The sequence below is a fragment of the Meishania litoralis genome (assembly GCF_042611095.1).
GTDB classification, from domain to species: domain Bacteria; phylum Bacteroidota; class Bacteroidia; order Flavobacteriales; family Flavobacteriaceae; genus Meishania; species Meishania litoralis.
This window is the reverse complement of sequence record NZ_JBHFPV010000001.1, coordinates 1776987-1802417: the sequence shown is the minus strand read 5'-3', so window position 1 is coordinate 1802417 and position 25431 is coordinate 1776987. Positions and strand designations below refer to the sequence as shown.

Here is a 25431-nt window from a genome sequence, read left to right as displayed (position 1 = left end):
CGCTCAGTTCGAAATGACAATTTCTAATCCCATATCTCACTTCTAACATCTCATATTTCACTTTTTTAATTCCTTTTTTTCTCCCCCTTCGGGGGAGATGTCCACAGGACAGAGGGGGCCTACTCCGTTCGCAAACTGTTAACAGGGTTGGCGTTCGCGGCCTTGATGGCTTGAAAACTGACCGTCAAGATGGTTATTGCCAATGCCCCGACAACGGCAAGAACAAAAATCCACCATTCCATAATCACCCGATATGGATAGTCTTGCAACCAACCGTTCATGATGTAGTAGGAAATCGGAATGGCAATAAAACAAGAGATAATGACCAACTTCAAAAAGTCTTTGGAGAGCATGTTCCAGACGTTGAAAGTAGTAGCTCCCAATACTTTTCTGACCCCGATTTCCTTAGTGCGTTGCTCGGCCACGAAAGACGTAAGACCGAATAACCCGAGGCAGCTGATCAAAATGGCAAGGGCAGTGAAAATCCCCGATAGGGTCCCGATACGTTCTTCGGCGGCGAATTTTTCGCCATACTCGCTATCGACAAAATCATAGTTGAAAGGAATATCAGGAAAGTGTTCTTTGAAAACCCTTTCCACTATCGCAATATTCTGACTTGCACTTTGGTTGGGGTTCAGCCTAAGGTTATAATAACTTGAGTTGTCGAACCTGTCGAAAACATAGACCCCCTGTTTTACAGGCTCGTAGGGCGACTGCGTGATCATGTCTTCTACGACGCCAATGATTTTTAAAGGAGGATTGGGGTCTTCTTCGTCGTCGTCTTTCAAAAGTTTGCCGATCGGATTTTCCATGCCGAGATACTTTTTGGCCGTTTGGTTGATAAGAACGGCCAGGGAATCGGATGCGAAATCCCTTGAAAAATCCCTTCCCTCAACAATTTTTAGATTCAATGATTTGGCATATTCCGCCGATACCTCTGTCCATGCCAGGTCTTCCTGAAAGCCTTCCGGTTTCCCCTCCCAGGTAAATCCGCCCCGATTTGACCAAATTCGGGTGGTCGGACTACTGGATGAAGACATTTCGACCACCGCGTTCGAATTCAAGAACTCGCTGCGCATCAAATCGTATTTGCCCGTAAAATCTTGACTGAATGTCGGCACTTGGATCAGGCCTTCCTTATCATATCCGACCGGACGGTTCTTGGCATGGTTTATCTGTTGCATCACGATGACGGTGCCGATGATAAAGGCCACGGAAACCGTAAACTGCAATACCACTAATATTTTTCTCGGAAGCCCCGCATATTTGCCCGCTTTGAAGGTTCCTTTCAAAACATCCACAGGTCGAAACGAGGATAAGTATAATGCCGGATAGCTACCGGCCACCAGTGCGGTAATAAGAATGAAAATCAAGGAACTTAGCCAAAAGATACCGCTATTCCACGGAAATGAAATTTCCTTTCTCGACAATTCGTTGAAGCCGTTCAACGATAACAGCACGATTAAGGAGGCAATTATAAAGGCAAATACCACGACCAAGAACGATTCGCTCAAAAATTGATTGATCAATTGTCTTCTTTGAGATCCTATGGATTTTCGAATACCTACTTCTTTGGCCCTCTTTTCAGATCTGGCCGTACTCAGATTCATGAAATTGATACATGCCAAGAGGAGCACGAAAGCCCCAATGATACCGAAGAGCCATACGTATTTGATCCTTCCACCGACCTGTTTGCCGTTTTCAAAATTACCGTGCAGGTACCACTCGTTCATCGGAAAAAGAAATATCTGCGGATTGAACTCGGCCGTATCTTCGTTCAAATCTTTTTTGACATTGCGAATCTTCTGACTGACCGTTTCCATATTCGCGTTGTCGGCCAGTTTGACGAATATCTGGAACGAGTTGTTGCCCCACTGATCCTCTGCATTTCTTACCCATTCCCGTGAGGCCAGATACTGTTCCCAAGGAATAATGTAATCGGTGTCGTTGAACGTATTGTTCACGGGAATGTCTTCATAGACCGCGGTAACCATCAGGTCATGTTCGTTGCTCACCCTAACGGTTTTGCCTATAGGGTCATCACCTCCAAAAAGGGCATCGGCAGTCGATTTGGAAAGCATGATCGAATTCACTTCGCGCAAGCCGTCTTTTTCGCCCTTGATAATTTCCAGCTCCAAAAGTTCGGGACCCTCGCGTTGCATATAATTACCCGATCTAGAGAGATTGGTCTCATTGTATTTTAGATACAGGTCGTTCGTCCATGATGCCATGATAAGGTGTTTGAAGTTGTCACCATAGCCATCACGCAAGGCTTTCTCCAAAGGTCTTGGTATTGCCGGGCCTGTGCCGGTATTTCCATTAAAGGTCTGCGATTGATAGACCTGGGCTATTTTATCCTTGTGCTTGAAATAGCTATTATACGAAAGCTCGTCGACCACCCAAAGGCCTATTAAAAGGGTCACGGCCATACCAAGGGCCAGCCCGCCAATATTGATGGCCGAATAGCCCTTACTCTTTATTAGGTTTCGCCAAGCGATTTTCAAATAGTTCTTAAACATGACCGTTCGATTTATGATTGATGTATTAGGTTCGTTATATAAAAAGACTCATTAATTTAGAAAGTGTTTCACTCGGTACGTAAACTTTTTACAGGGTTTACGATCGCTGCCTTTATGCTCTGATAGCTTACCGTTATTATGGAAACTGCGATGGCCAATAAAGCGGCCAAAACAAATACCCATGCACCTATTTCAATACGGTACGAAAAGTCTTCGAGCCATTTGTTCATGGCAAACCACCCAATCGGCAGTGAAATAAGTATTCCGATACCAACTAGTTTTAAAAAGTCGACGGTAAGCTGGTAGGCGACCTGCCCGACACTGGCGCCAAGCACCTTGCGTACCCCGATTTCCTTGGTACGTTTTTCGGCGTTGAAGGCGGCCAACCCGAAAAGACCGAGACAGGCAATGATGATCGAGAGTATGGAAAAAATCATAAAGATTCGACCTAAACGTTGTTCGGCTTCGTAGGTGGTATTGAACGATTCATCCATAAAATAATAGTTGAAAGGTTGGTCCGGGGCCACTTTATTCCAGACGGCTTCGACCTGAGCCACGACATTCGAAAAATCGCCGGCCTTAAGCTTGACGGCCATGCTTCCACCATTGTCGGCCAAAGTAAGGCTGAGTGCACCAATATCACTACGCATCGAATCGAAGTGAAAATTTTCGACCACACCTATGACTTTATAAAACTCAGGATTCTCTTGACCAAGGTCTCGCGAAAGCCTTAATCCCAAGGCCTCCTCAGGTTGCAACCCCAAAATGTTCAAAGCCGATTCATTGACGATTATACCCAAGGAGTCCGTGCCGAACTGACGGTCAAAATTACGACCTGCGACAATCTTGAGTCCCAATGTGGACATATACTCATGGTCAACGCCCCAAGCCTGCATATTAATGGCATTTTCCTGCTCGGTGGATCCTTCCTTAAAAAAGGAGCTGTCGCTTCGACTCGATGGGGTCGGAAGGTAGCTGCTCAACGTGGCACTTTCGACAAATCCTAAACCTTGGACCTGATCCTTTAGGGAGTTTGCGCGTTGCCCGATCGCAAATACATCGTTCACCACCAAAACTTGATCTTTATTAAAACCAAGTTCCTTGTTCTGTATGAACCGCAATTGCTGGTAGACCACAAGGGTCGCCACTATAAGAAAAACGGATATGGCAAATTGAAAAATGACCAGAGCATTGCGGATCTTACTGCCCCCCAAACTGTTCTCGCCACTTCCCTTGAGTACTTTCACGGGAATGAAACGCGACATAAACAAAGATGGGTAACTGCCTGACAAAAGGGCCAATATCGCGGTGGCAGCCAATAGAACCAACCAAAAAACAGGATTTAACAAAGGAAGTGAAATTTCCTTACCGGACAGGGAGTTAAAGAGGGGCAAAGCCAAAGCCGAGAGTATCAGTGCCATTATTAGCGAGAAAAGTACAATCAACGTCGATTCGATCAAAAATTGACGAACAAGGGCGGCTCTCCCAGAGCCTAAGGTCTTACGAATACCGACCTCTTTGGCCCGTTTTAATGAATGCGCGGTCGATAAGTTCATAAAGTTCACACTAGCCAAAACGATGAGAAATACGGCAATGAACGATAAAATGTAAATGTTCTCGATTCTATTGTTGGGGCTGATCTCAGCTACACGGTCGGAATGCAAATGAATGTCGGTCAAACCAATAATACTATATCTGATATAATTGCCCGATTGCTCAAATTGTTCAAGGGAAACGCCAGGATAGATTTGCTGCGCCCAAGGCATTACATAATCCTTCAATATGTTTTTGAGGGAAGTTTCAAAACCTTTGGCATCGGCACCGGGTATCAGCTTGACATAGGTTTGGTAATTATGGCTGCCCCATTCGGTATTACGCGAATCTTCATAACCTTCCATCGCCATAAAGACACTATGATCCCTAAGAAAAGAGTTTCGAGGCAAATCTTCGATTACCCCGGTAACCGTATAAGTATCACCATTATTCAACACCAAGTGCTGGCCCAATGCCTCGTTCACGTTAAAATGTTTTTCGGCAGCGGTCTTGGTAAGGATCAGCGTATTGGGTTCTTTGAGTGCCGTCGCCGTATCACCTATTAAAAGGGAAACTCCGAACATTTCAAAAAACGTCGCATCTACATAAGTTGTCTGTTCTTCTTTTACATTGGTCTCGGTACCACTTTCTTTGATCAACATGCTGCCCGTCGTTCTGAAACGGGTCGCCAATTCTACCTCGGGGTAGTCATTTTTTAAGGTAGCGGCCATCGGTGCGGACTGAACCGCAAAATCACGGGCCGGACCTCCGAACTTGATATCGGCGTTCACTCTATATATTCTATCTGCATCGGCGAACATGGTGTCATAACTCAGCTCATCATAGATATACAATGAAATAAGCAAACCCCCGGCAATACCAATGGCTAGGCCGAAGATATTTAGGGAGGTAAAAAAAGGCTGTTTTTTGAGACTTCGCCAAGCGATTTTAATATAGTTTTTAAACATGGTCCCCGCTTTTTGATGATTGATGATTGATGAATAAACCCGATGTTGTTACATCATTGCCCCAACAGCCCTATTCTGGCTTTCCGTTACTATCTGACCATCGAACAGGTTGATGACCCTATGCGCATAGTGTGAATCACGATCAGAGTGCGTTACCATTACTATGGTGGTACCTTCTTGGTTCAATTCGGTCAACAGGTTCATGACCTCGATTCCGTTTTTCGAGTCCAGATTACCTGTCGGCTCATCGGCAAGGATCAGTTTCGGATTGGTAACCACCGCCCTGGCAATCGCTACACGCTGTTGCTGACCTCCGGAAAGTTGGTGGGGAAAATGTTTTTCGCGATGCGCAATCTTCATCCGTTCCAAAACCTTCATGACTTTTTCACGACGGCTGCTTTTACTTTCCTTGAGATAGATCAACGGAAGCTCGACATTTTCAAAAACGGTAAGTTCATCGATGAGGTTAAAACTTTGAAAGACGAAACCTAAGTTTCCCTTACGCAACTCTGTGCGCTGGCGTTCTTTTAGCCCTCCGACCTCATGGCCCGCAAACTTGTAGCTGCCCTCGGTCGGATTATCGAGCATACCGATGATGTTGAGAAGGGTAGATTTACCACAACCCGAAGGGCCCATAATGGCGGCAAATTCTCCGTCCTCGACCTTTAGGTTGACATTGTTCAATGCCAAGGTCTCGACCTCCTCCGTTCTAAAACTTTTTTTCAAATTTTGGATATGTATCATTTCTTGATTGTTTTTAACATGTTATAATTAAAGACTGCACTATTCTGTTTTGGTGACAGTTATATTCTATTTTAACACTATTTTCTCTGACTCGCCGAAGCTATCGTAATTACTGGTTATCACATTTTCGCCCGCTTGCAGTCCCTCTAGTACCTCATAATATCTGGAGTTCTGCTTTCCTATCCGGATATTTCTCCTTAACGCCTCACTCCCATCGGGACCAACTACGAAAATCCATTGGCCGCCAGTACTCTGAAAGAAACTACCTTTTGGCAATAAAAGGGCTTCGCTCGATTCGCCCAGTTGTAATTTGATGTTATAGCTCTGACCTGTACGAATGGTCTCTGGTTTCTCTTCGGTAAAGACCAAATCGACCTTGAACTTTCCGTTTCTTACCTCAGGATAAACCTTACGTAAGCGCAATGGAAATTCATTTCCGTTACGCTCAAGTACGGCCGTTAGATCACGCTGTACCCGATCGATATAATGTTCGTCGATACTTGCTTCTATCTTATAGTCGGTGAGCACATTGATCTGACCTATGCGTTCACCCTGGGAAATACTTTGGCCTATTTCGGCGTCCAAGAAGCCCAATTGACCATCAGCCGGCGCCCTAACGTTCAAATGATCGAGGCGTTGGTAAACCATGCCCAAGGTTTTCTGCATGCGGGCAAGGTCGGCATCCAAGCCCGTCAACGAGGTCTTGCGAAGCTCGTCATCGTTTTCCGTTTGCAGTTTTATGATATCATATTGCTTTTGGGAAAGCTCATAATCTTCTTTTGATTTCAGGTATTCTTCTTTTGAAATAAGTTCATCGTCATAAAGCGCCTGATTCTGTTCGAAATTTCGTTTCAAACGCTGCAAGTCGGTACTAGCGGTCGCCAAAGACTTTCTACCCTCTACTTGACGCTGATCGAACGTCAATTTTGTCGAACGGAGGTCATTTTGCTTTAGGGCAAGATTACTTTCGCTGGCCAAGATCTGCTCGTACAAATTCATGTTTTCAAGCTTCAAAATAATATCTCCCTTTTTTACGGTGGCCCCCTCTTCGATCAATTTCTCGCTCACCCTACCGCCTTCGTAGGCATCCATATATATCGTTGCAATAGGCGCAACATTGCCATTGATGGTAATATAATCGTCAAACTTGCCCTGTGTGACCTGTGCTATGGATAGCTTATCCTTTTCTGTTCGAAAAGTGGAAACCGAAGTCACGAAAAGTAATTGATATGCCAAGAACAGCAACAATAGGCCGAGAGCAATGTAACCGTAATGCTTGGGCCTTAAACCTTTTTTCTTTTCTAATTGTATGTCCATTTTTAATTCTTTTGTTGTCATTTCCGCGAAAGCGGCAATCATTCTATTCTGTCTAGTTTATATTAAATACCGGAAGGCCGCTGTAAAAATCCAAGGTGCTTTTGTTGATCTCCAATCTTAACCTTACCTGTAAATTCTCGTTTTGGGCACTTGCAAAAAGATTCTTTGCCGTGAACAATTCTATGGCATTGATCATTCCCTTTTCATATCGTTTTTGGGCAATGGAAAAAGCCATACGCTGCGATTCCATTTTTTTTGTGCTCTGATTATACTCAACCCCAAGTGCATTGTAGGCTTGCACCAACTGTTCGATTGTCTGAAAAAGCTCTTGCTCTTGAATCTTCAAATTGTTTTCGGCCCTTGAGCGTTCTATTTTTGCCTGTTTTACACGACTTCGCAAAGACCAACCATAGCTTATGGGTATGTTCAAATTGACCCCGACATAACGTGACGTATTGTCTCTGAACTGCTCGCGAAAGGGCAGGGTATTGGCCAAAGAGTCACGGGTGGTTTCAAAATAGCCCGTTCCTATTCCCGCAAAAAGTGAAAGTGATGGATAAAGCCTTCCCCGGGCTATTGCTACTTGTTTCTTGGCGGCCCGTGCGCGCAATTCATGGGCCTTTATCAGTGGAATAAACTCCCTTGCGGTAGAATAGATCGAATCGGAATGTATTTCTGGAGCAGCTTCTTCGGTCAATTTCGAATCGATACGTGTTTGAATATCGATATCGCTCGTATTCTCCAGGTTCATTTCTTGAATGAGCTGTAATTTTGCCGCCATCAACTGGTTCTCGCTCTGCGTAACATTCAATTTATCGGTCAACAACAATGATTCTGCTTCGAATAAATCGGCTCCGGCCTTGAGCCCTAGTTCGATTTGCTTATCGACCAAGTCGTAGTTCGTCTGTGAGACATTGAGCTGCTCCCTTGAAATGGCGACCAATCCTTTATAAAACTCGATATCATAAAAAGCCTGCATAACACGAAACGCCAAAAGATACTTTTCGTGCAAGGTCTCGTTCTGGGCCGCTTTATACAAAAATTTGGAGGCCTTTATCGAATTTATCTTTTGAAAACCCTGGAACAAATCGATAGAGGAGTTCAATGAATAATTGTTCGAAAAGAAGTCGGTCGTAACGACATCATTGGTAAAGGGGTCTGTACTTCTTCCGTAATTAATCGTATAACTTGATGAGGCCTCTACACCCGGCAGTAGATTTCGTATTGACTGTTTGTAAGTTTCTTTGCTCGAATCTGCACTATATCTCAAATCATTTAGTTGCAAATTATGCCCAAGTGCGTAGGCCACGCACTCATCTAAAGTCCACTTCTCTTGAGCAAAGGTGCTTGCCCCTATCAAGAGAAATAAAAAAAGCCGTAATGAAGATTTAAAGTTCATATTCTAAATAGTATGCCACATACATAACCAGTCTTGTGCCATAAATGCATATATCTGATTATCAGTTTTTTATATAAATAAGCAATAAACAATAAAGAATATACTGTAAAATAGTTATACACACGCTGTCAAAAATATTGACACTTTCAAAATTTTGTCATTTTCAAATCGTAGCTTTAAAAGCTTTTAAAACCCCACGAATTGGGCCATTGACATTCAATCAAAAAAATCTGGAGTCGAATGGAATGTTTTTTGGTGAAGCTATAGACAACAATACGCTGGTATGGTAGATGCAAAAATTCTTGTCATAGATGATAATAAGAGTGTACTTAGTGCTTTGGAAATCTTATTACAATTCGAATACAAAACGGTCAAGACAATATTCAATCCGAACCAAATCACTTCTTTTCCCAATTTGGTCGATTTCGATATCGTAATGCTTGACATGAACTTTTCTGCAGGTGTCAATACAGGTAACGAAGGCCTTTTTTGGCTGAGGGAAATCCAAAAAAAGTCTCCTCAAACCTCTGTAGTCATGATGACCGCGTATGGAGCGGTAGATCTTGCCGTAAAGGCCTTGAAAGAAGGGGCGGCCGATTTTGTGCTGAAACCATGGAACAATGACAAATTATTGGCGACCGTGAAATCGGCCTATGAACTACGTAAATCGCGCAAAGAAATAAACACCCTTAAACAAAAAGAAAATAACCTAAAGCAGGTAATCAATCAGGGCAAAAACCATATCATAGGAAATTCAAAAGCACTCGATGCCGTGCTCAAATTGGTAGGCAAAGTGGCCAAAACCGATGTCAACGTATTGGTCACGGGTGAAAACGGAACGGGAAAAGAACTGATCGCAAGAGAATTGCACGGGCTCTCAGTTCGAAAGAACGAAGTGTTTATTGCCGTTGATATGGGCTCGATCTCTGAGAATCTTTTCGAGAGCGAATTGTTCGGTCATTTAAAAGGGGCATTTACAGATGCCAAAGAAGATAGGGCCGGCAAATTCGAAGCGGCCAACGGCGGCACCTTGTTTTTAGATGAAATTGGCAATCTATCACTACAAACACAGGCCAAGCTATTATCGGCCATACAGAACAAGGCCGTAGTACGGGTAGGTTCGAACAAGTCGATTCCGGTCGATATTCGTTTGATCTGCGCTACCAACGAAAATTTGGATAAAATGGTTACTGACGGACTTTTTAGGGAAGATCTCTTGTACCGTATCAATACCATTTCGGTAGAGGTACCCCCATTACGGGAAAGAGAAAACGATATTCTCGTTTTGGCCGATTTCTATTTGAACAAGTTTAGCCACAAATACGGTAAACCAGGACTAAAAATCAATCAGGCCGCACAAGAAAAACTAATGGCCTATCAGTGGCCGGGAAACGTTCGTGAGCTCCTACATACTATTGAAAGAGCGGTAATTCTTTCTGAGGGGAACGTTCTGAAATCGACCGACTTTATGTTGAACACTAAATACATGCCATCGGCGGAAAAAAATATGATAACCTTGGAAGAAATGGAAGCGCAGATGATCTCGAACGCCCTTGACCAAAATGACGGAAACTATAGTGCCGCAGCGGAACAGCTAGGTATTTCAAGGCAGACCTTATACAATAAAATCAAAAAAAAGGGGAAATAGTCGAATGTTCAAAAAAGTATTTTCTTTATTTGGCCCCCTTTCAAAAACCAAAATTCATAAAAACATTCTTTTAGGTAGAACTTTAAAAATATGGTAAGTAGACATATTTATCTACAACTTGTATTTCGCATCATATTCATTGCACTGGCGGCACTTGGCGTAGGCTATTTCTTTTTTAGAGAACAATATATACTTGCCGGGCTGGCCTTGTTCGTATTGATCCTCTTGACTTCTTTGTTGATCCATTATGTAAATCAGACCAATCGAAAGATCGCCTATTTTTTCGATGCCATAAAAAACGAGGATTTTACCTTACGATTTCCTGAAAAACTCACGGTAAAATCTCTGGAAGAGCTCAATCACAGTCTCAATATGCTCAATGAGATGATACAGGAAATCCATTTAAAAAAACAAGCCCAAGAACAATATTATCAAGAAATAATAAAACAGGCCGATATCGGTATTTTAACGATAAACGAGAAAGGCCATATTCTCTTTGCCAACCCCACCATTGAAAAACTATTTGACTATACCCCTCTGAACCATATCAAACAACTTTCTCAAGTTGACCAAAAACTGTATGAACTTTTCGAAGAGCTAAAACCATTCGAACGAAAATTGGTACAGCTCATCAATGAAAGGGAAAAAAAACAATTGGCGCTCAAATCGACTTCGATCTCTTCAGAAGGAAGGGAACTATTATTGGTCGTTGTGCAAGATATACACAAAGAACTTGACGAAAAGGAAACCGATTCATGGGTAAAACTGATCCGTGTTCTCACCCATGAAATTATGAATACGATTACCCCGATAACCTCGATTTCAGAATCCATACTTAAATATTACAAGACCAATCAGGGGCTTGTACCATTAAAGGATTTTAACGAAAATCACATTTCAAATACGGTCAAAGGACTAGAAGTTATAAAAGAACAAGGGGGAAATCTCATGGATTTCGTACAGTCGTACAGGAGCTTCTTAAGTTTGCCCAAACCCGATAAAAGCCTTATCAACGCCCAACGGTTATTAGAAAAGGTGAAGGTGCTGATGAGCCAAGAAAATGACCAGCAACATGTTGAATTCTCAGTAGTATCGGATCCCGAGGAACTTGAACTCTATTTGGACGAGAAACAGGTTTCACAGATATTGATCAACCTCTGCAAAAATGCGCTGCAATCTTTACAGGGTCAAGAAAATGGAAAGATCAAAATGGCAGCTGGAAGCACTGCAAACGGCACAAAATACATTCAAGTTATCGACAATGGCCCCGGAATACCGGCGGATGTAATCGAAGAAATCTTCGTTCCTTTTTTTACCACCAAGGACACAGGCACGGGAATCGGCCTAAGTCTTTCAAAGCAGATCATGCATTTGCACGGAGGCACAATACAGGTAAGCTCAAATGAGTATACTGTTTTCACTCTTAGTTTTGAATAAAAGAACCCCGCAGGTTTTAAAAGTTTAAAATCGATTTTAGCCAAGCTCTTTAAAGGGATCCCAAAAGTATTTTTCAAAATCGACTATTTGATTGTCAACGACCTTTAAACCCTCACTCTCCAATAATTGTTGCATCAAATTAGAACCGTCAAAATGGTGTTTGCCCGTCAAAAGGCCAACTCTATTGACAACACGATGGGCAGGTATCTCTTCCATATTACCGGCACCGTTCATTGCCCAACCCACCATTCTGGCGCTTCGGGCGGTTCCCAAATATTTGGCGATGGCCCCGTACGAAGTAACCCGACCATAGGGAATCAATTTTGCCACATTGTATACTTTTTCAAAAAAGTTTTTGTTATCGGTGTTTTTCATTTGTAAAATATTCGAATAATGGTAATGACAAGCAGCAGCACCATCAAAGCACTTAAAATATAATTACTGTTCTTTGAAAAACGATTCGTTTTGGTTTCCAATTTATTGAAATAAAACACGTAAAGATAAAGCACCGAAAAGGTTCCCAGGCCAGCCGCCAGAATAAAGGTAAGAATATCGGTGGCCTCGAACTTAATCCACCCGGAAGCGTTCCACATGGCGTTCAACCCACTGTAATAAGGAATTGTCAATAAGTTTACCGCCGCCAACAGAAACCCTTTGTAAAAACTGTTCCTTTTGCTTACCGCTACTTTTTTGGGCGATTTGACCCTGTTCTTTTTCGCGGCCACAAAAAAGTATATCGCAAAGAAAGCGAACACGCCCAGAGCAATCTTCAACAGCCAATCGATTACCTCCGGATTTTTGTACAAGAATTTTGAGATGTAGACCGCTATGGTCGATTGGATCATGATCATCGACGAAACCCCAAGACTGAAAACGACACCGTTCAGTTTTCCTTTATCCACACTGATCTTGGCCGCGTTCATGTTCAACAACCCCGGTGGGACCGTAGCCATAAAGGCCGCCGAAAAAGTGGCAAAGAATAGGATCAATAAATGTTCCATATATCAGTTAATCCTGAATTGGATGTATGTAATGGGTTTTCCCTTTTCAAGATACTGTTTTTCGTAGAATGTCTGTATGTCGAGCACTTCTTTGGGGCTTCCTTCATTTTTGTAGACGTCATGATTCGCATAGACCACTTCGAGTCCAAGCCCATGGAGTAATCCCAAAGTATATCCGTGCATGAATTCACTATCGGTCTTCAGATGTATGAGTCCGTTGGGTTTTAAGATTTTTCGGTATTTTTCCAAAAAACCGGCATTGGTCATTCGATGTTTGGTTCTCTTGTATTTGATCTGGGGGTCGGGAAAGGTTATCCAGATTTCAGAAACCTCATTTTTATCGAAAAGTTGGTCGATCAGTTCTATCTGCGTTCGAAGAAAGGCAACATTGGCAAGTTTTTCTTCATGCGCAGTTTTCGCGCCCCGCCATAGCCGTGCCCCCTTAATATCGACCCCAATATAATTTCTGTAAGGGTTTGATCTTGCCAATCCGATGGTGTATTCGCCTTTGCCACAGCCCAATTCAAGAACGATAGGCTTATCGTTCTTAAAATACTTTGCCCAATTTCCCTTCAGGCCCGACGCACCAGATTCGATATCTGACCGTCTGGGCTGTATAACATTTTGAAAAGATTCGTTCTCTTTGAACCGTTTTAGCTTGTTCTTGCTTCCCACAAAAAAATTTTGGTACAAAGCTAAGGAAATCTTGTTTGCGGGCGGCCTTGTTCAGTTCTACCTGTTTTTTGATTTCTCCATTGTAAAAGAAAATTCAGACCCTATGCCCAGTTCACTTTCAACATAGATTTTTTCATTATGTCTTTCAATAATGTGCTTTACAATGGCCAGGCCCAGACCAGACCCGCCCTCACTTCTACTACCACTTTTGTCGACCCTGTAGAACCGTTCGAAAAGTCGCGGAATATGTTGTTCAGGAATGCCCTCACCATTGTCGGTAACCCTGACGATCACTTTGTTATGTATCAAATTTTCGACACTTACCTCGGTTGTACCATTTTTATGCCCATATTTTATGGAGTTTACGATAAGGTTAGTCAACACTTGCTGTATTTTTTCCTTATCTGCCCTGACATATATAGGGTTCGGATAGGCCATATCAAAAGTGAGCGATATCTTCTTCTTCGAGGCCTTCATCTCTAATAGGTCAAAGACATTTTCTATCAATTCAACGATATCGAAATTTTCTTTTTCGAGATTCAGGTCGCCAACTTCAAGTTTTGTTATCAAATCTAGATCCTTGATAATATAAATTAACCGATCTACCCCCTTGGCCGCCCTCTGCAAATATTTTTTTCGAATGGCCTTGTCTTCCATTGCTCCGTTCAAGAGTGTTTCTATATATCCTTGAACGGTAAAAAGCGGGGTCTTCAGTTCATGGGAAACATTGCCAAGAAAATCTTTTCGATATTCTTCGCGGATCTTGAGTGTATCTATTTCTATCTTTTTGTCTTTCGCAAATTTTTCTATTTCCTCGGTAAGGGTCTTCATATCGGTAGTAATCGGGCCCGATGTCAGCGAAGTGGATTCAAGAAGGGTTACGTCATCATATATTTTTTTAATCCTTTTATAAATAAACTTCTCTACCCTAATCTGCAAAACAATAAAGGACACTATGAAAACTGCAACGGCGAACAGCACTATCGCAATCCAATACGTATCGATATTGCCCATATGGTAAGCTACGGCAAACACTAAAAGCGAAAGAATCAGGGTTATAAAAATCGCAGAGCGAAAAGCGAATCGATATGATTTTTTATGGCGCGAAGGCATTGGCTTATCTTAACTTAACCGCATTTTGGCGAAAGTTAATCATTTTGATTTTTTGGCCACTAAAGAAAGGGAACAGGGTTCATGGCCACCCTTAAAAAACGGTATCCAGACATAGGCGTAATGATTTAGGGTTCAATTCAAAAAATTGAAAGCATCATAAAACAAATTTATAACCCACCCCCTTGACAGTCTTAAAGTGCTCGTCGCCGATCTTTTCACGCAATTTTCGAATATGCACATCTATGGTTCGGCCTCCGACGACCACCTCGTTGCCCCATACCCGATCAAGAATTACCTCTCTTTTAAAGACTTTGCTCGGTTTTGAGGTCAATAAGGCCAAAAGCTCAAATTCTTTTCTAGGAAGCACCATTTCTTGGCCGTTATTCACTATTTTGTATTCTTCACGGTTAATAACAATGTTGCCTACTTTGACAATATCTTCGTGTTGCACCGTATTCTCCTTCAACCTTCTTAATAGTGCCTTTACCTTACTTATCAAAACCTTAGGTTTAATGGGCTTGGTAATATAGTCATCCGCTCCGGCATCAAAACCAGCCACTTGGGAGTAGTCTTCTCCCCGTGCGGTAAGAAAGGTAATAATGGTATTTTCAAGACCGGTCGTGCCTCGTATTATCTCACAGGCCTCAATACCATCCATCTCGGGCATCATAACATCTAAAATAATCAGATGGGGCTTTTTCTTTTTGGCCTTGGCGACACCTTCGACTCCGTTCTTCGCGGTAAAAACCTCGTACCCTTCAGAAGACAAATTGTACTTGACTATTTCTAAAATGTCAGGTTCATCATCTACCAAAAGTATTCGAATATCACTCTTTTTCATGGCTAATTATAGTTGATCAACCTTCAAATTTAAAGATAATACTATTAGACAGAACGCACTTAACGTTGATTTAATATGATAACAATTACATAACATTATCCTGTCTAAGTAGTTCGTACTGGTTTACCAAATAGAAGCGATCATACTTTGCAGGATGTCTTTTTTTTATGAATAATGATAAGACGACTGAAAAAGTTGTGCATTTCATCGAATAATTGCCATATTACTTTGATAGCGAAGCCAATCAGGATGTAGAATTATTATATTTGTGGTATATTTTTTGCTCAACCTACTGTATGAAGCACTTTTACCTTCTAATTTTCTTGCTTTTCGTTACCATAGGCTATGGACAAGATTCAAAGCCCAACGGTGATATTGACGGGTTCAAGCTTTATCCAAATCCTGTTACTACAGGTAAGGTTTATATTCAAACAAGGGCAGATGCACCCAAGAAGGTCTTTATCTTCGATGTTTTGGGCACACAAGTACTTCAGACAACTATTTTAGGTTCTGAACTCAATGTTTCGGATCTCGATGCCGGTGTTTATGTATTACGGGTTTTCGAAAAGGATAAGGTTGCCACTAGAAAGTTAATAATCAAGTAACTATTTACTCATTTTGTTTTTGGCATTGGCAGTCGTACCTCGATGACTCGCTCCAAATATCGATGAACGGTCATTCGATTTTCCGTTTACATACATTTAGTCGAATTTCACAACATTTTATCGTTGCTGGTATAGCCTTTAACTATCTTTAACCTGTTGATCCCAAATCAATACCTATGCGAATACTCTACACCGCACTATTTTTAGTGCTTACCTACGCGCTATCCGCACAAGAACCCCTTGATTTTCAGAAGCGACAATCTGAAGAGACATTGGCGTTCAAATTGTACCCGAATCCCGTCTATGATGATCAAGTCTATATGATCGGCCATGAAATAGGCCCCAAAGACATAGCAGTTTATGATGTTTTCGGTGAGGTTGTCTTGACCGAAAGAGTAGATGGCAATACCTTGAACATTTCAAGATTGGTACCGGGCGTATATGTCGTTCGCGTGGTGCAGCGTAAAAAAACGGTTACACGAAAATTGGTCGTAAAATAAGTCTGCTATTATAAAATCCGAATTCTTCCTTACCACCAACAGAAAAGGCTTTTTTCATCACGTTGGCAATGACTAACTTTGGGTCTGATGGAAGCTCATAAAATCTTCTCGATAAAAACACAAAGCGAGTTTGAAACCGAGGCACTTTCCATTTTTCGATTTCAAATTGAGACAAACCCAGTATATCGCGAGTTCTGCAGGTATTTAAACAAAAATACGGATAACGTCAGGCATTTTGCAGATATCCCTTTTTTACCGATTGAATTTTTCAAATCAAAAAAAGTCATTGTCGACAATGTCGACCATGAAATTATGTTTACAAGTAGCGGTACGACAGGTAACCAAACGAGTAAACATTATGTGAACGACCTCAAATTGTACGAGACGAGCTATCTTAAGAGCTTCGAGATATTTTATGGCGCGGTTTCAGAGTTCTGCATTTTGGCCCTTTTACCATCATACCTTGACCGCAGAGGCTCCTCATTGATCTATATGATGGATGACTTGATCAAGAAAAGTAAAAATCCTGAAAGTGGCTTTTATTTAAACGACCTACCCGGTTTAGCCGATAAATTGCGGATCTTGGATGCCAAAGGAAACAAAATTTTGTTGGTCGGTGTCACTTTCGCACTTCTGGATTTGATCGAAAAACATGATTTCAGGTTAAAGAATACCATTATCATGGAAACCGGTGGTATGAAGGGCCGTCGTAAAGAATTGATCCGTGAAGAACTGCACACTTTGCTCAAAAAAGGCTTCGGCGTTGATGCCATACATTCTGAATACGGAATGACCGAACTACTTTCTCAGGCCTATTCGAAAGGAAATGGGGTTTTTTGGACACCCCCATGGATGAAGATCCAGGTTCGCGATACCGAAGACCCCCTTGCCGATCCGATTACCGGCAAAACCGGGGGAATCAACATAACCGACCTGGCCAATCTCAATTCATGTTCATTTATTGCAACCCAAGATCTTGGTAAAGTTCATGAAGATGGTAGTTTTGAGGTATTGGGAAGATTTGATCATTCCGACATTCGAGGGTGCAATTTGATGGCACTTTGATCAATGATCAAATGCCGTCTTTAACTCGTTCATAAGCCCGGCATCGTAAGGATGCGCACTTGAAGGCAGCAATTCAGCGGCCGTGTACTCGCCTCCATAGACTTTCATTTTGGCCTTTTTATTGGCTCCATTTTCTATCAAATAACGCACAATTTCCGGAAGGTTCATCGGCACTTTTTGTCTCCAAATTTCGACCCCGTTCGTCGCGGCATAATGCAAAAGTGTTGCCCGATGCCCATAAAGCGATTTTGTATTGACAAGCTCTTTTGTTTTGGAAATGTTGCTCTTCAATGTTGAAAAATCACCTTCCAGCATGGCATTGACCGTGTTTTCGAAAGCTATGTTATAAGGTCTGTTCACATGCTCTACTTCGGTCCATCGCCGAAACCCGTACTCATTGGCAATCGTTTTTTTACAGTCATTTTCATCGAGATTCAAGACAATCAGGTTTTCAGTGCTTTTTCCTAAGTGCGACCAGTGGTAATTGCTTATTTCTTTGAAAACCGCATTATTTCCGTCCTGAATCCCTTCCCACATCCTTGCCGACAAATCGGCGAGATGGTCTTTGATCGTAGAATAACTTCCAAAATTCGTTAGAAGATCGCCATAAAATGTTTCGAGCTCCGCCACGACATTTGGCCTATAAACCTCCATAAACTTTTATCACTAGTTAACCAAGAGAACGAAATAATTTTTCTTGCCCCGTTGTAAGAGTATATACTTATCATTTATCAAATCAGCATCGGTAATTGTATAGTCCTCTTTTACCTTCTCTTTATTGACCGAAATGGAATTTTGCTTGAGTTCCCTTCTTGCTTCACCGTTCGATGCCAAAAAACCCGTCTTGGCCGAAAGGGCAGCGATCATATCGATCCCGTTCTGAAAATCGGTTTTAGATATCTCAGCTTGGGGAACACCTTCGAACACATCGAGAAATGTTTTCTCGTCCAATTTTTTCAGATCATTTGAAGTCGATTTACCAAAAAGTATATCGCTGGCCATCAGGGCATTGTCCAAATCTTCCTGCGAGTGGACCATTACCGTTATCTCCACGGCCAATCGTTTTTGAAGTGCTCGCATATGTGGCGCTTCTCGATGCTCTTCTATCAGGTTCTCGATTTCCTGTTTTGATAAGAAGGTAAAGATCTTGATATACTTTGCAGCATCCTCATCTGAGGTATTCAGCCAATATTGATAGAATCTATAGGGAGAGGTCCTTTTGGCATCCAACCAGATATTGCCGCCTTCGGTTTTCCCGAATTTTGTGCCGTCGGCCTTGGTAATCAACGGACAGGTCATGGCGTAACCCTTTCCGCCACCTATTCTTCGAATAAGTTCGGTTCCGGTAGTAATGTTTCCCCACTGATCGCTCCCCCCCATTTGTAGGGTGCAACCATAGTTTTGGTACAAATGTAAAAAATCGTACCCCTGCACCAGTTGATAGGTAAATTCGGTAAATGACATGCCTTCCTTTGCGTCGGACGTCAATCGCTTTTTTACCGAATCTTTCGCCATCATATAGTTGACCGTGATATGTTTGCCCACATCACGGATAAAATCAAGGAATGAAAAATCTTTCATCCAATCATAATTATTGACGAGAACGGCGGCATTATCCATATCGCTTTCAAAATCAAGAAATCTAGAAAGCTGGTCTTTTAGGGCTTCCTGGTTATGTTTCAATGTTGTTTCGTCCAAAAGATTACGCTCCGAGGATTTGCCCGAAGGATCACCTATCATTCCCGTTGCCCCACCAACCAAAGCGTATGGCTTGTGGCCTGCCAACTGAAAATGGCGCAACATCATTACACCCACCAGATGCCCAATATGTAACGAGTCGGCGGTCGGGTCAATGCCAACATAGGCCGACTGCATTTCGTTCATCAGATGTTCTTCGGTACCGGGCATGACATCGTGCAACATTCCACGCCATCTTAATTCTTCGACAAAGTTCAAGGCCATTTTTTCTTTAAAAAAGTTCGATAGCTGCAAATATAAAGTAATTTGCATGTTTTGATTTGGGGCCGCATGGATTAAATCCGTTGCGAATCGCTAAATTTACAGCATGGTCTTGGTCACTGGCGGAACGGGTTTGGTAGGTTCACATCTTCTACTTCGGCTACTTCAAAAAGGGGTCTCAGTACGTGCGATCCATCGTGACAATAGTGATTTAAACCGTGTTCGTAAAATATTTTCGTACTATGCCGATAATGCATTCGATTTGTTCGAAAAGATTCATTGGGTCAGCGCGGATTTGAGCGACATTACGGCCCTAGAAGCAGCTTTTGAAAACATTGATCAGGTGTACCACACCGCTGCCTTGATATCTTTTGATCCAAAAAAATACCCCGTACTCCAAAAAATAAATACCGAGGGCACGGCCAATATCGTCAATCTTTGTCTGTCGGAAAAAATAAAAAAACTATGCTACGTCAGTACAATCGGGGCCATTGGCAAGAGCACCGACAACCAACCCGCTTCTGAGGAAAACGATTGGGTCGAAAGGAACGTCAACGTCTATGCCCTTACAAAATATGACGCCGAAATGGAAGTTTGGCGTGGCGCTCAAGAGGGGCTACCTGTGGTAATCGTAAACCCCGGTGTAATTCTTGGCCCGGGTTTTTGGAACCATGGGAGCGGAGAATTTTTTACGACGGCCAATAAAGGTTATCCATATTATCCGCCAGGCGGAACAGGTTTTGTGAGCATCAACGATGTTGTGGAACTTATGATACGCTTGACTGACTCTAAAATACAGAACGAACGATACATTGTAGTGGCGAATAACATTAGCTTTAAAACAATACTGACCTTGATCTGTAAAAATTTGGGCAAGCGGCCTCCGCATAAAGAACTGAAGCACTGGCAATTGCAAATCGGAAGATATTTCGATTATCTGGCCAATCTTCTTACCTCTCGCGAAAGGCGGATCACAAAAAACTCGATCAAATCATTGTATCAACGTGACGATTATACCAACGAAAAAATAAAAAAAAGTTTGGATTTTGAGTTCGAGCCTTTGGAACCCGTTATAGAGTTTTGCTGTGCAAAATTCAAGGAAGAGAATCGTTGACTTTTTGCAGCGTCGAATCCTTTAGTTTTTGCTTTGACTCCAATTCAATTCTTCGAAGACTATCACCCAGTTTCTTTGTCTCTTTGAGCTCATTTTCCCAATTGGTCAACAACAGTTCCACTTCGGTATAAATCGCCTCATACTCAACGGGCAATGAGGCATAGTATCTATCACTTGTCACGAACAGAACACTATCGATACCATGCTTTTCAAAAACGAACATGGTAGGTTCAATATCATAATCCCTAAAAAAACCGATATTGGTACCCTTGGCCGAATTGACAATGGCCATGTCGGCCAATACTGCCACCATTTTTTCCTTGGGAATGAGACCCTCGGGTTTTTCCATGAGTTTCTCTCCGCAAGCGCATATTGTCAAAACTACGGTTATGAATAAACCTTTCTTTACACTCATCTGTCAAAAGTTAGGCGCATGGCATTTCTCTTCGAAGAAATATCGCCATTTTTGTAGGCCAAATGCCCATTTACAAAAGTATGTGATACTTTAGATTTAAAAGAATGCCCTTCAAAAGGTGACCATCCACACTTATAGGCAATATTTTCCTTGGCAACACTCCAATTACTTGATAGGTCAGCGGCCACCAAATCGGCAAAATACCCCTCCCTGATGAACCCGCGTTTTTCAACCTCGAAGAGTATTGCCGGGTTATGGCACATTTTTTCGACTATCTTTTCCAATGAAAGTACCCCTTCATGATACTTATCGAGCATCGCCACCAAGGCATGTTGCACCAAAGGACCTCCTGAGGGTGCCTTTGTATAGACATTGTTCTTTTCGTTAAGGGTATGGGGTGCATGATCGGTCGCAATCACGTCGATACGGTCGTCTAGAAGTGCTTCCCACAATTGTGAGCGATCTTGGGCGGTTTTCACGGCCGGATTCCACTTGATCAGGGTTCCTTTGGTATCATAATCTTCCTCTGAAAACCACAAATGGTGAATACACACCTCGGCGGTAATCTTCTTCTGTTCCAAAGGAATGTCATTTCTGAACAAATCGGTTTCCTTGCCTGTTGAGACGTGAAAGACGTGAAATCTCGCACCTGTCTTTTTTGCCAGTGCAATCGCTTTTGAAGAAGAAAGATAACAAGCCTCTTCACTTCGTATCAGCGGATGGTATTTCACCGGAATGTCATCTCCGTAACGCGCCTTGTATAGTGCCAAGTTATTTCTAATGGTTTCCTCGTCTTCACAATGGGCGGAAATCACCATTTCGGTATTCAAGAAAATCTTTTCGATAACGGCCTCGTCGTCGACCAACATATTGCCCGTCGAGGATCCTAAAAACAGTTTTATACCCGAACAGGCCTTTTTGTCCAAGCGTTTTATTTCTTCAAGATTGTCGTTCGTACCCCCGAACAAAAATGAATAATTGGCATAAGAAGATGTGTTGGCCAAAGCGAACTTTTCTTCCAACTTTTCTATGGTAATGGTCTGCGGAACAGTGTTCGGCTGCTCCATAAACGATGTGATCCCACCGGCTATGGCCGCCCTGCTCTCGGAGGCAATATTACCTTTATGGGTAAGTCCGGGTTCCCTGAAATGCACTTGATCATCTATAATTCCCGGAATCAAAAGGTTTCCTTTTAAATCAATATGCTCTGCCTTGTCGTCGCTGATGTCACGATCTATTCTTGAAATAATTTTGTCCTGCAACAACACATCGCTCTCGAAAACCCTGTTCTCGTTGACAATTCGTGCGTTTTTTATCAATATTCTATCCATTGCTAAAACCTCTCTTTCGTGAACATGCTTCGTATTTTCATTTTCAAGACACCAATAATAGCTTCATTCACTATTGAAGAACTCATTTTTGATTTCCCCTTGATACGATCCTTGAAAATAATGGATATCTCCTCGATTTTATACCCCAACAGATACGCCCTGAACTTCATTTCAATCTGAAAAGCATAGCCTATGAACCTAATGGAATCTAGCTTTATATTTTCAAGCACATGACGTTTGTAACACACAAAGCCGGCCGTTGGATCGTGTACGCGCATACCGGTTATCATCTTCACATAAAAAGAAGCGCCATAAGACAATAAGATACGATATAAAGGCCAATCAACGACATTGACCCCCTTCTTATAACGGGAACCAATCGCAACATCGGCCCCGTTGAGACATGCCCTGTACAAACGTGGCAAATCTGTCGGGTCATGTGAAAAGTCGGCATCCATCTCAAAGATATAGTCATACTTACGGGCAATGGCCCACTTAAAGCCGTGGATATACGCTGTTCCAAGGCCTGACTTTCCTTGCCGGGTCTCGAGAAAAAGTCTTTGGGAATACTTCTTTTGCAACCCGATTACCGCTGCCGAAGTACCGTCTGGCGAGTTATCGTCTACAATCAAAACGTCGAAATCGGTCGAAAGGTCGAACACCGCCTGAATAATGGCCTCGATGTTTTCGATCTCGTTATAGGTGGGAATAATAACTAGTCGTTCAGACATTGACTTCACGGTATACGGGCAAAAATAGTATTTTAAAAGCGCAACATAACCGACATTTCGCCATTTATCATTTTTTTAAAAGGTTGCATAATCCTTATAATTCGTAATTTTGGGTGCTTATCTAGCTTAATGAAATAATAGAAGTTTGGTAAATCGTACCATTTCTTTAACATAGATATCGAACCGAATGCCACAAAACCGCCCCAGACTTTTTTTATTTTTTATTTGTGGTATATTCATTATCAATCTTCTTCAAGCCCATTTCACCGAACTTATTTTTGATGAGGCCTATTATTGGTTTTATGCCCAAGAAATGTCTTGGGGTTATTTCGACCACCCTCCAATGGTCGCCTTAATGATCAAATTGAGTAGCTTCTTTTTCGATGGTGAACTGGGCGTACGCTTTGTAAGTTGCCTGTTATCGATCGGAACGCTGATTGTCATCTGGGCAATGATCGATGACGAAAAAAAGAAAGGTCATATCATTGATTTTTTTGTGCTGGCCTTATCCATGACATTATTGAACGCCTATGGCTTCTTGACATTGCCAGACACACCCCTATTGTTCTTTACGGCCCTTTTTCTATTGGCTTACAAGAACTTTCTTGATAAGAACACCTTTGTAAAGGCCCTAGTTTTGGGCCTAACCATGTCGGCATTGATGTATAGCAAATACCACGCGGTATTGGTCATTGTTTTTGTGTTGCTTTCAAACTTGAAATTGTTGACCAACAAATATGCCTGGATGGCCGTAATTGTAGCCCTACTTAGTTATTTGCCACATTTTATCTGGTTGTACGAAAACGATTTTGTGTCGGTCAAATACCATCTTTTCGATAGACCTAATGCCGCCTACAATTTCAATAAATATACCTTGGGGTTCTTTTTGAACCTTGTGGCGATCTTCGGTCTTACCTTCCCTTGGATCTATAGGTCACTTTTAAGGACAAAGGCCTCGGACCTCTTTACAAAGGCCCTTCTTTATTTGACCTACGGATTTATTGTTTTCTTTTTTATTTCGAGCTTCAACCGCAGGGTACAAACACAATGGATTATAGTTATCTCAATTCCCTTGGCAATTTTGACATTTAACTATTTGCTGAAGGATGAACAGACCCGAAAATGGGTTTTTAGAATGGGTCTTGTGAATATTATCGTCATTGCCATCTTACGGATCGGGTTGATCTATGAGCCGTTATTTCCTATTTATTATGAAACCCATGGCAATAAAGATTGGGTAAAAAAAGTGGTGGCGATCGCGAATGACAATCCGGTCGTGTTTGAAAATTCATATCGCTTCGCACCGATGTACGAGTTCTACTCGGGTCACCCATCCTATTCACTGAACAATATGAACTATCGCAAAAATCAGTATTCTATCGATAGCTCTGAATTTAGGGTGCAACACAAAAAAGTACTGTACATCTCCCCTTATATTCCCGAGCGGGATATTTCATATAAAAGAACCAATGGCGACATATTCTATGCAAAGTTTATCGATGATTTCGCGTCGTACAGAAAATTAGAATGCATCGTCGACGAATCGGAACTTGACGACCTTATTAATAATAACTTGAGCCTAAAAGTCTATAATCCTTATACTATCGACATTGCGCTTGATAAATTGAAATTCGGCGTGGCCTATCTTAATGCCTACAAAGAAGTCAGGGATACGCAACCCATCAATGACTTAAAGCCCGAACAAAAAATTTCGGTCTTAAAAGCCAATGATACAACGAATTTTACGTTTAGTCTTCCAAGAACTGATATGGAAGACCCCAAATATTTTAGATTAGGCATCTCGGAGAACGACCTTCCATACGGACTTAATGGAACCAACATCAAGATAGAACAATGGAACCAATAATAAGAACTACCGAAAACATCGATTGGATTACCATACTGATTTTTGGCAGTCTCTTGTTCGTCGTAATAGCAAAGGGTATTTTTTACAATCGTTTCTTGAACTTCGCGATTCTGCCCTTTAACAACAAGTATATCTTCATGTACAACAAAAAAGAGAAGTTGGTCAATTGGTTCCACATTTTCTTCAGTATCTTTTTGATCATTAATTTTTCACTTTTTGTTTTTTTTATATGGAAAGCCTTCTCTGAACCATCACAACAGATCGATGCCGCAGTTTTTTTAATGATTTTGGCAGGTATGATCGGCTTCATCGGGGTCAAGGTCTTACTTCAATTTGCCAACGGATTTATTTTTGGGACGAACAGGGCCATAAGTGAGATCATTTTCAAGAAAAGCTCTTACCTAAATCACAGCGGCTTCATTATGTTCTTGGCAAACGTTATACTTGCCTACTTGTTAAAAGACTCAAAACTTGTGATTTATGTAGCTTTGGCGCTTATTTTTTTTGTTAATGGAATCGGCTGGATCACCCTACTGAGGAATCATCAAAAATTGATCTCAAATAACTTTTTCTATTTTATTTTGTACCTTTGCGCTCTTGAAATTGCGCCACTGATCATTCTAGGAAGCTATCTTAAATAATACAAGGT

The 25431-nt window shown here is 41.9% G+C and carries 23 protein-coding genes; 8 read left to right on the top strand and 15 right to left on the bottom strand.

Annotation, left to right across the window (positions count from 1 at the left end):
- Window positions 1–119 precede the first annotated feature (119 nt).
- From ACEZ3G_RS08080 to ACEZ3G_RS08060, 5 genes are all read right to left on the bottom strand, one after another.
- On the bottom strand, window positions 120–2519 hold the full coding sequence (locus ACEZ3G_RS08080; RefSeq protein ID WP_432424931.1) for an ABC transporter permease: 2400 nt from the start codon (window positions 2517–2519) through the stop codon (window positions 120–122).
- 68 nt (window positions 2520–2587) lie between these two features.
- Complete coding sequence (locus ACEZ3G_RS08075; RefSeq protein WP_432424930.1) at window positions 2588–5020, bottom strand: ABC transporter permease; 2433 nt, start codon at window positions 5018–5020, stop codon at window positions 2588–2590.
- Between the two features lie 48 nt (window positions 5021–5068).
- Window positions 5069–5764, bottom strand: a complete 696-nt coding sequence (locus tag ACEZ3G_RS08070) for an ABC transporter ATP-binding protein (RefSeq protein ID WP_432424929.1) — start codon at window positions 5762–5764, stop codon at window positions 5069–5071.
- A 66-nt stretch (window positions 5765–5830) separates the two neighbouring features.
- A complete protein-coding gene (locus tag ACEZ3G_RS08065) occupies window positions 5831–7081 on the bottom strand; it encodes an efflux RND transporter periplasmic adaptor subunit (RefSeq protein ID WP_432424928.1) in 1251 nt (416 codons plus the stop codon).
- 52 nt (window positions 7082–7133) lie between these two features.
- Window positions 7134–8480, bottom strand: a complete 1347-nt coding sequence (locus ACEZ3G_RS08060) for a TolC family protein (RefSeq protein WP_432424927.1) — start codon at window positions 8478–8480, stop codon at window positions 7134–7136.
- 283 nt (window positions 8481–8763) lie between these two features.
- Here ACEZ3G_RS08060 and ACEZ3G_RS08055 point away from each other — a divergent pair, with 283 nt between their 5' ends.
- Entirely contained in the window at window positions 8764–10128 is a 1365-nt protein-coding gene (locus ACEZ3G_RS08055; RefSeq protein ID WP_432424926.1) for a sigma-54-dependent transcriptional regulator, read from the top strand.
- Between the two features lie 90 nt (window positions 10129–10218).
- Entirely contained in the window at window positions 10219–11565 is a 1347-nt protein-coding gene (locus ACEZ3G_RS08050) for a sensor histidine kinase (RefSeq protein WP_432424925.1), read from the top strand.
- 36 nt (window positions 11566–11601) lie between these two features.
- Here the strand turns inward: ACEZ3G_RS08050 and ACEZ3G_RS08045 are convergent, their stop codons facing one another.
- From ACEZ3G_RS08045 to ACEZ3G_RS08025, 5 genes are all read right to left on the bottom strand, one after another.
- Window positions 11602–11940, bottom strand: coding sequence for an MGMT family protein (locus tag ACEZ3G_RS08045; RefSeq protein ID WP_432424924.1), 339 nt, complete (start codon window positions 11938–11940; stop codon window positions 11602–11604).
- Window positions 11937–12566, bottom strand: coding sequence for a LysE family transporter (locus ACEZ3G_RS08040; protein WP_432424923.1), 630 nt, complete (start codon window positions 12564–12566; stop codon window positions 11937–11939). Before ACEZ3G_RS08040 ends, ACEZ3G_RS08045 begins: the two co-directional genes overlap by 4 nt.
- 3 nt (window positions 12567–12569) lie before the next feature.
- Window positions 12570–13241 carry a tRNA (guanosine(46)-N7)-methyltransferase TrmB gene (trmB, locus tag ACEZ3G_RS08035; protein WP_432424922.1) on the bottom strand — a complete coding sequence of 224 codons (672 nt, stop codon included), beginning with the start codon at window positions 13239–13241 and terminating at the stop codon, window positions 12570–12572.
- A 57-nt stretch (window positions 13242–13298) separates the two neighbouring features.
- On the bottom strand, window positions 13299–14255 hold the full coding sequence (locus tag ACEZ3G_RS08030; RefSeq protein ID WP_432424921.1) for a sensor histidine kinase: 957 nt from the start codon (window positions 14253–14255) through the stop codon (window positions 13299–13301).
- A gap of 253 nt (window positions 14256–14508) precedes the next feature.
- Complete coding sequence (locus ACEZ3G_RS08025; protein ID WP_432424920.1) at window positions 14509–15195, bottom strand: response regulator transcription factor; 687 nt, start codon at window positions 15193–15195, stop codon at window positions 14509–14511.
- Between the two features lie 296 nt (window positions 15196–15491).
- On the opposite strand from ACEZ3G_RS08025, the gene ACEZ3G_RS08020 reads away from it, so the two are divergent.
- The 3 genes from ACEZ3G_RS08020 (at window position 15492) to ACEZ3G_RS08010 (ending at window position 17365) form a co-directional block, all read left to right on the top strand.
- A complete protein-coding gene (locus tag ACEZ3G_RS08020; protein WP_432424919.1) occupies window positions 15492–15800 on the top strand; it encodes a T9SS type A sorting domain-containing protein in 309 nt (102 codons plus the stop codon).
- 176 nt (window positions 15801–15976) lie between these two features.
- Window positions 15977–16300, top strand: coding sequence for a T9SS type A sorting domain-containing protein (locus tag ACEZ3G_RS08015; RefSeq protein WP_432424918.1), 324 nt, complete (start codon window positions 15977–15979; stop codon window positions 16298–16300).
- An 87-nt stretch (window positions 16301–16387) separates the two neighbouring features.
- Window positions 16388–17365, top strand: a complete 978-nt coding sequence (locus ACEZ3G_RS08010; RefSeq protein WP_432424917.1) for a LuxE/PaaK family acyltransferase — start codon at window positions 16388–16390, stop codon at window positions 17363–17365.
- On the opposite strand, the gene ACEZ3G_RS08005 is transcribed toward ACEZ3G_RS08010, so the two are convergent.
- Both ACEZ3G_RS08005 and tyrS read right to left on the bottom strand, forming a co-directional pair.
- Entirely contained in the window at window positions 17366–18019 is a 654-nt protein-coding gene (locus ACEZ3G_RS08005; protein ID WP_432424916.1) for a hypothetical protein, read from the bottom strand. It abuts the gene before it with no gap.
- 12 nt (window positions 18020–18031) lie between these two features.
- Complete coding sequence (gene tyrS / locus ACEZ3G_RS08000) at window positions 18032–19327, bottom strand: tyrosine--tRNA ligase (RefSeq protein ID WP_432425165.1); 1296 nt, start codon at window positions 19325–19327, stop codon at window positions 18032–18034.
- Between the two features lie 103 nt (window positions 19328–19430).
- Here tyrS and ACEZ3G_RS07995 point away from each other — a divergent pair, with 103 nt between their 5' ends.
- Window positions 19431–20438 (top strand): NAD-dependent epimerase/dehydratase family protein, encoded by a 1008-nt coding sequence (locus ACEZ3G_RS07995; RefSeq protein WP_432424915.1) that lies wholly within the window; start codon window positions 19431–19433, stop codon window positions 20436–20438.
- Here the strand turns inward: ACEZ3G_RS07995 and ACEZ3G_RS07990 are convergent.
- From ACEZ3G_RS07990 to ACEZ3G_RS07980, 3 genes are read right to left on the bottom strand one after another with little or no spacing between them, the layout of a single operon-like run.
- Complete coding sequence (locus tag ACEZ3G_RS07990) at window positions 20419–20853, bottom strand: DUF4296 domain-containing protein (protein WP_432424914.1); 435 nt, start codon at window positions 20851–20853, stop codon at window positions 20419–20421. The genes ACEZ3G_RS07995 and ACEZ3G_RS07990 overlap by 20 nt on opposite strands.
- Window positions 20850–22184 (bottom strand): dihydroorotase, encoded by a 1335-nt coding sequence (locus ACEZ3G_RS07985; protein ID WP_432424913.1) that lies wholly within the window; start codon window positions 22182–22184, stop codon window positions 20850–20852. The genes ACEZ3G_RS07990 and ACEZ3G_RS07985 overlap by 4 nt, the downstream gene beginning before the upstream one ends.
- 2 nt (window positions 22185–22186) lie before the next feature.
- Window positions 22187–22915 (bottom strand): polyprenol monophosphomannose synthase, encoded by a 729-nt coding sequence (locus ACEZ3G_RS07980; protein ID WP_432424912.1) that lies wholly within the window; start codon window positions 22913–22915, stop codon window positions 22187–22189.
- A gap of 187 nt (window positions 22916–23102) precedes the next feature.
- Between ACEZ3G_RS07980 and ACEZ3G_RS07975 the strand changes: the two genes are divergently transcribed.
- Together ACEZ3G_RS07975 and ACEZ3G_RS07970 are read left to right on the top strand one after the other, a co-directional pair.
- Window positions 23103–24782, top strand: a complete 1680-nt coding sequence (locus ACEZ3G_RS07975) for an ArnT family glycosyltransferase (protein ID WP_432424911.1) — start codon at window positions 23103–23105, stop codon at window positions 24780–24782.
- Window positions 24770–25423: a DUF4271 domain-containing protein gene (locus ACEZ3G_RS07970; protein WP_432424910.1), complete on the top strand. Its 654-nt coding sequence runs from the start codon at window positions 24770–24772 to the stop codon at window positions 25421–25423. Before ACEZ3G_RS07975 ends, ACEZ3G_RS07970 begins: the two co-directional genes overlap by 13 nt.
- Window positions 25424–25431: the final 8 nt, after the last annotated feature.

What these genes read in the sequence shown, in the direction of transcription:
- ACEZ3G_RS08020 (WP_432424919.1), top strand. Translation starts at nt 15,492, where the DNA reads ATGAAGCACTTTTACCTTCTAATTTTCTTGCTTTTCGTTACCATAGGC.
- ACEZ3G_RS08015 (WP_432424918.1), top strand. Translation starts at nt 15,977, where the DNA reads ATGCGAATACTCTACACCGCACTATTTTTAGTGCTTACCTACGCGCTA.
- ACEZ3G_RS08040 (WP_432424923.1), bottom strand. Translation starts at nt 12,566, where the DNA reads ATGGAACATTTATTGATCCTATTCTTTGCCACTTTTTCGGCGGCCTTT.
- ACEZ3G_RS08065 (WP_432424928.1), bottom strand. Translation starts at nt 7,081, where the DNA reads ATGGACATACAATTAGAAAAGAAAAAAGGTTTAAGGCCCAAGCATTAC.
- ACEZ3G_RS08075 (WP_432424930.1), bottom strand. Translation starts at nt 5,020, where the DNA reads ATGTTTAAAAACTATATTAAAATCGCTTGGCGAAGTCTCAAAAAACAG.
- ACEZ3G_RS07995 (WP_432424915.1), top strand. Translation starts at nt 19,431, where the DNA reads ATGGTCTTGGTCACTGGCGGAACGGGTTTGGTAGGTTCACATCTTCTA.
- ACEZ3G_RS07975 (WP_432424911.1), top strand. Translation starts at nt 23,103, where the DNA reads ATGCCACAAAACCGCCCCAGACTTTTTTTATTTTTTATTTGTGGTATA.
- tyrS (WP_432425165.1), bottom strand. Translation starts at nt 19,327, where the DNA reads ATGGCCTTGAACTTTGTCGAAGAATTAAGATGGCGTGGAATGTTGCAC.
- ACEZ3G_RS08070 (WP_432424929.1), bottom strand. Translation starts at nt 5,764, where the DNA reads ATGATACATATCCAAAATTTGAAAAAAAGTTTTAGAACGGAGGAGGTC.
- ACEZ3G_RS08030 (WP_432424921.1), bottom strand. Translation starts at nt 14,255, where the DNA reads ATGGGCAATATCGATACGTATTGGATTGCGATAGTGCTGTTCGCCGTT.
- ACEZ3G_RS08050 (WP_432424925.1), top strand. Translation starts at nt 10,219, where the DNA reads ATGGTAAGTAGACATATTTATCTACAACTTGTATTTCGCATCATATTC.
- ACEZ3G_RS07970 (WP_432424910.1), top strand. Translation starts at nt 24,770, where the DNA reads ATGGAACCAATAATAAGAACTACCGAAAACATCGATTGGATTACCATA.
- ACEZ3G_RS08010 (WP_432424917.1), top strand. Translation starts at nt 16,388, where the DNA reads ATGGAAGCTCATAAAATCTTCTCGATAAAAACACAAAGCGAGTTTGAA.
- ACEZ3G_RS07990 (WP_432424914.1), bottom strand. Translation starts at nt 20,853, where the DNA reads ATGAGTGTAAAGAAAGGTTTATTCATAACCGTAGTTTTGACAATATGC.
- ACEZ3G_RS08005 (WP_432424916.1), bottom strand. Translation starts at nt 18,019, where the DNA reads ATGGAGGTTTATAGGCCAAATGTCGTGGCGGAGCTCGAAACATTTTAT.
- ACEZ3G_RS08045 (WP_432424924.1), bottom strand. Translation starts at nt 11,940, where the DNA reads ATGAAAAACACCGATAACAAAAACTTTTTTGAAAAAGTATACAATGTG.
- ACEZ3G_RS08060 (WP_432424927.1), bottom strand. Translation starts at nt 8,480, where the DNA reads ATGAACTTTAAATCTTCATTACGGCTTTTTTTATTTCTCTTGATAGGG.
- ACEZ3G_RS07980 (WP_432424912.1), bottom strand. Translation starts at nt 22,915, where the DNA reads ATGTCTGAACGACTAGTTATTATTCCCACCTATAACGAGATCGAAAAC.
- ACEZ3G_RS07985 (WP_432424913.1), bottom strand. Translation starts at nt 22,184, where the DNA reads ATGGATAGAATATTGATAAAAAACGCACGAATTGTCAACGAGAACAGG.
- ACEZ3G_RS08025 (WP_432424920.1), bottom strand. Translation starts at nt 15,195, where the DNA reads ATGAAAAAGAGTGATATTCGAATACTTTTGGTAGATGATGAACCTGAC.
- ACEZ3G_RS08080 (WP_432424931.1), bottom strand. Translation starts at nt 2,519, where the DNA reads ATGTTTAAGAACTATTTGAAAATCGCTTGGCGAAACCTAATAAAGAGT.
- ACEZ3G_RS08055 (WP_432424926.1), top strand. Translation starts at nt 8,764, where the DNA reads ATGGTAGATGCAAAAATTCTTGTCATAGATGATAATAAGAGTGTACTT.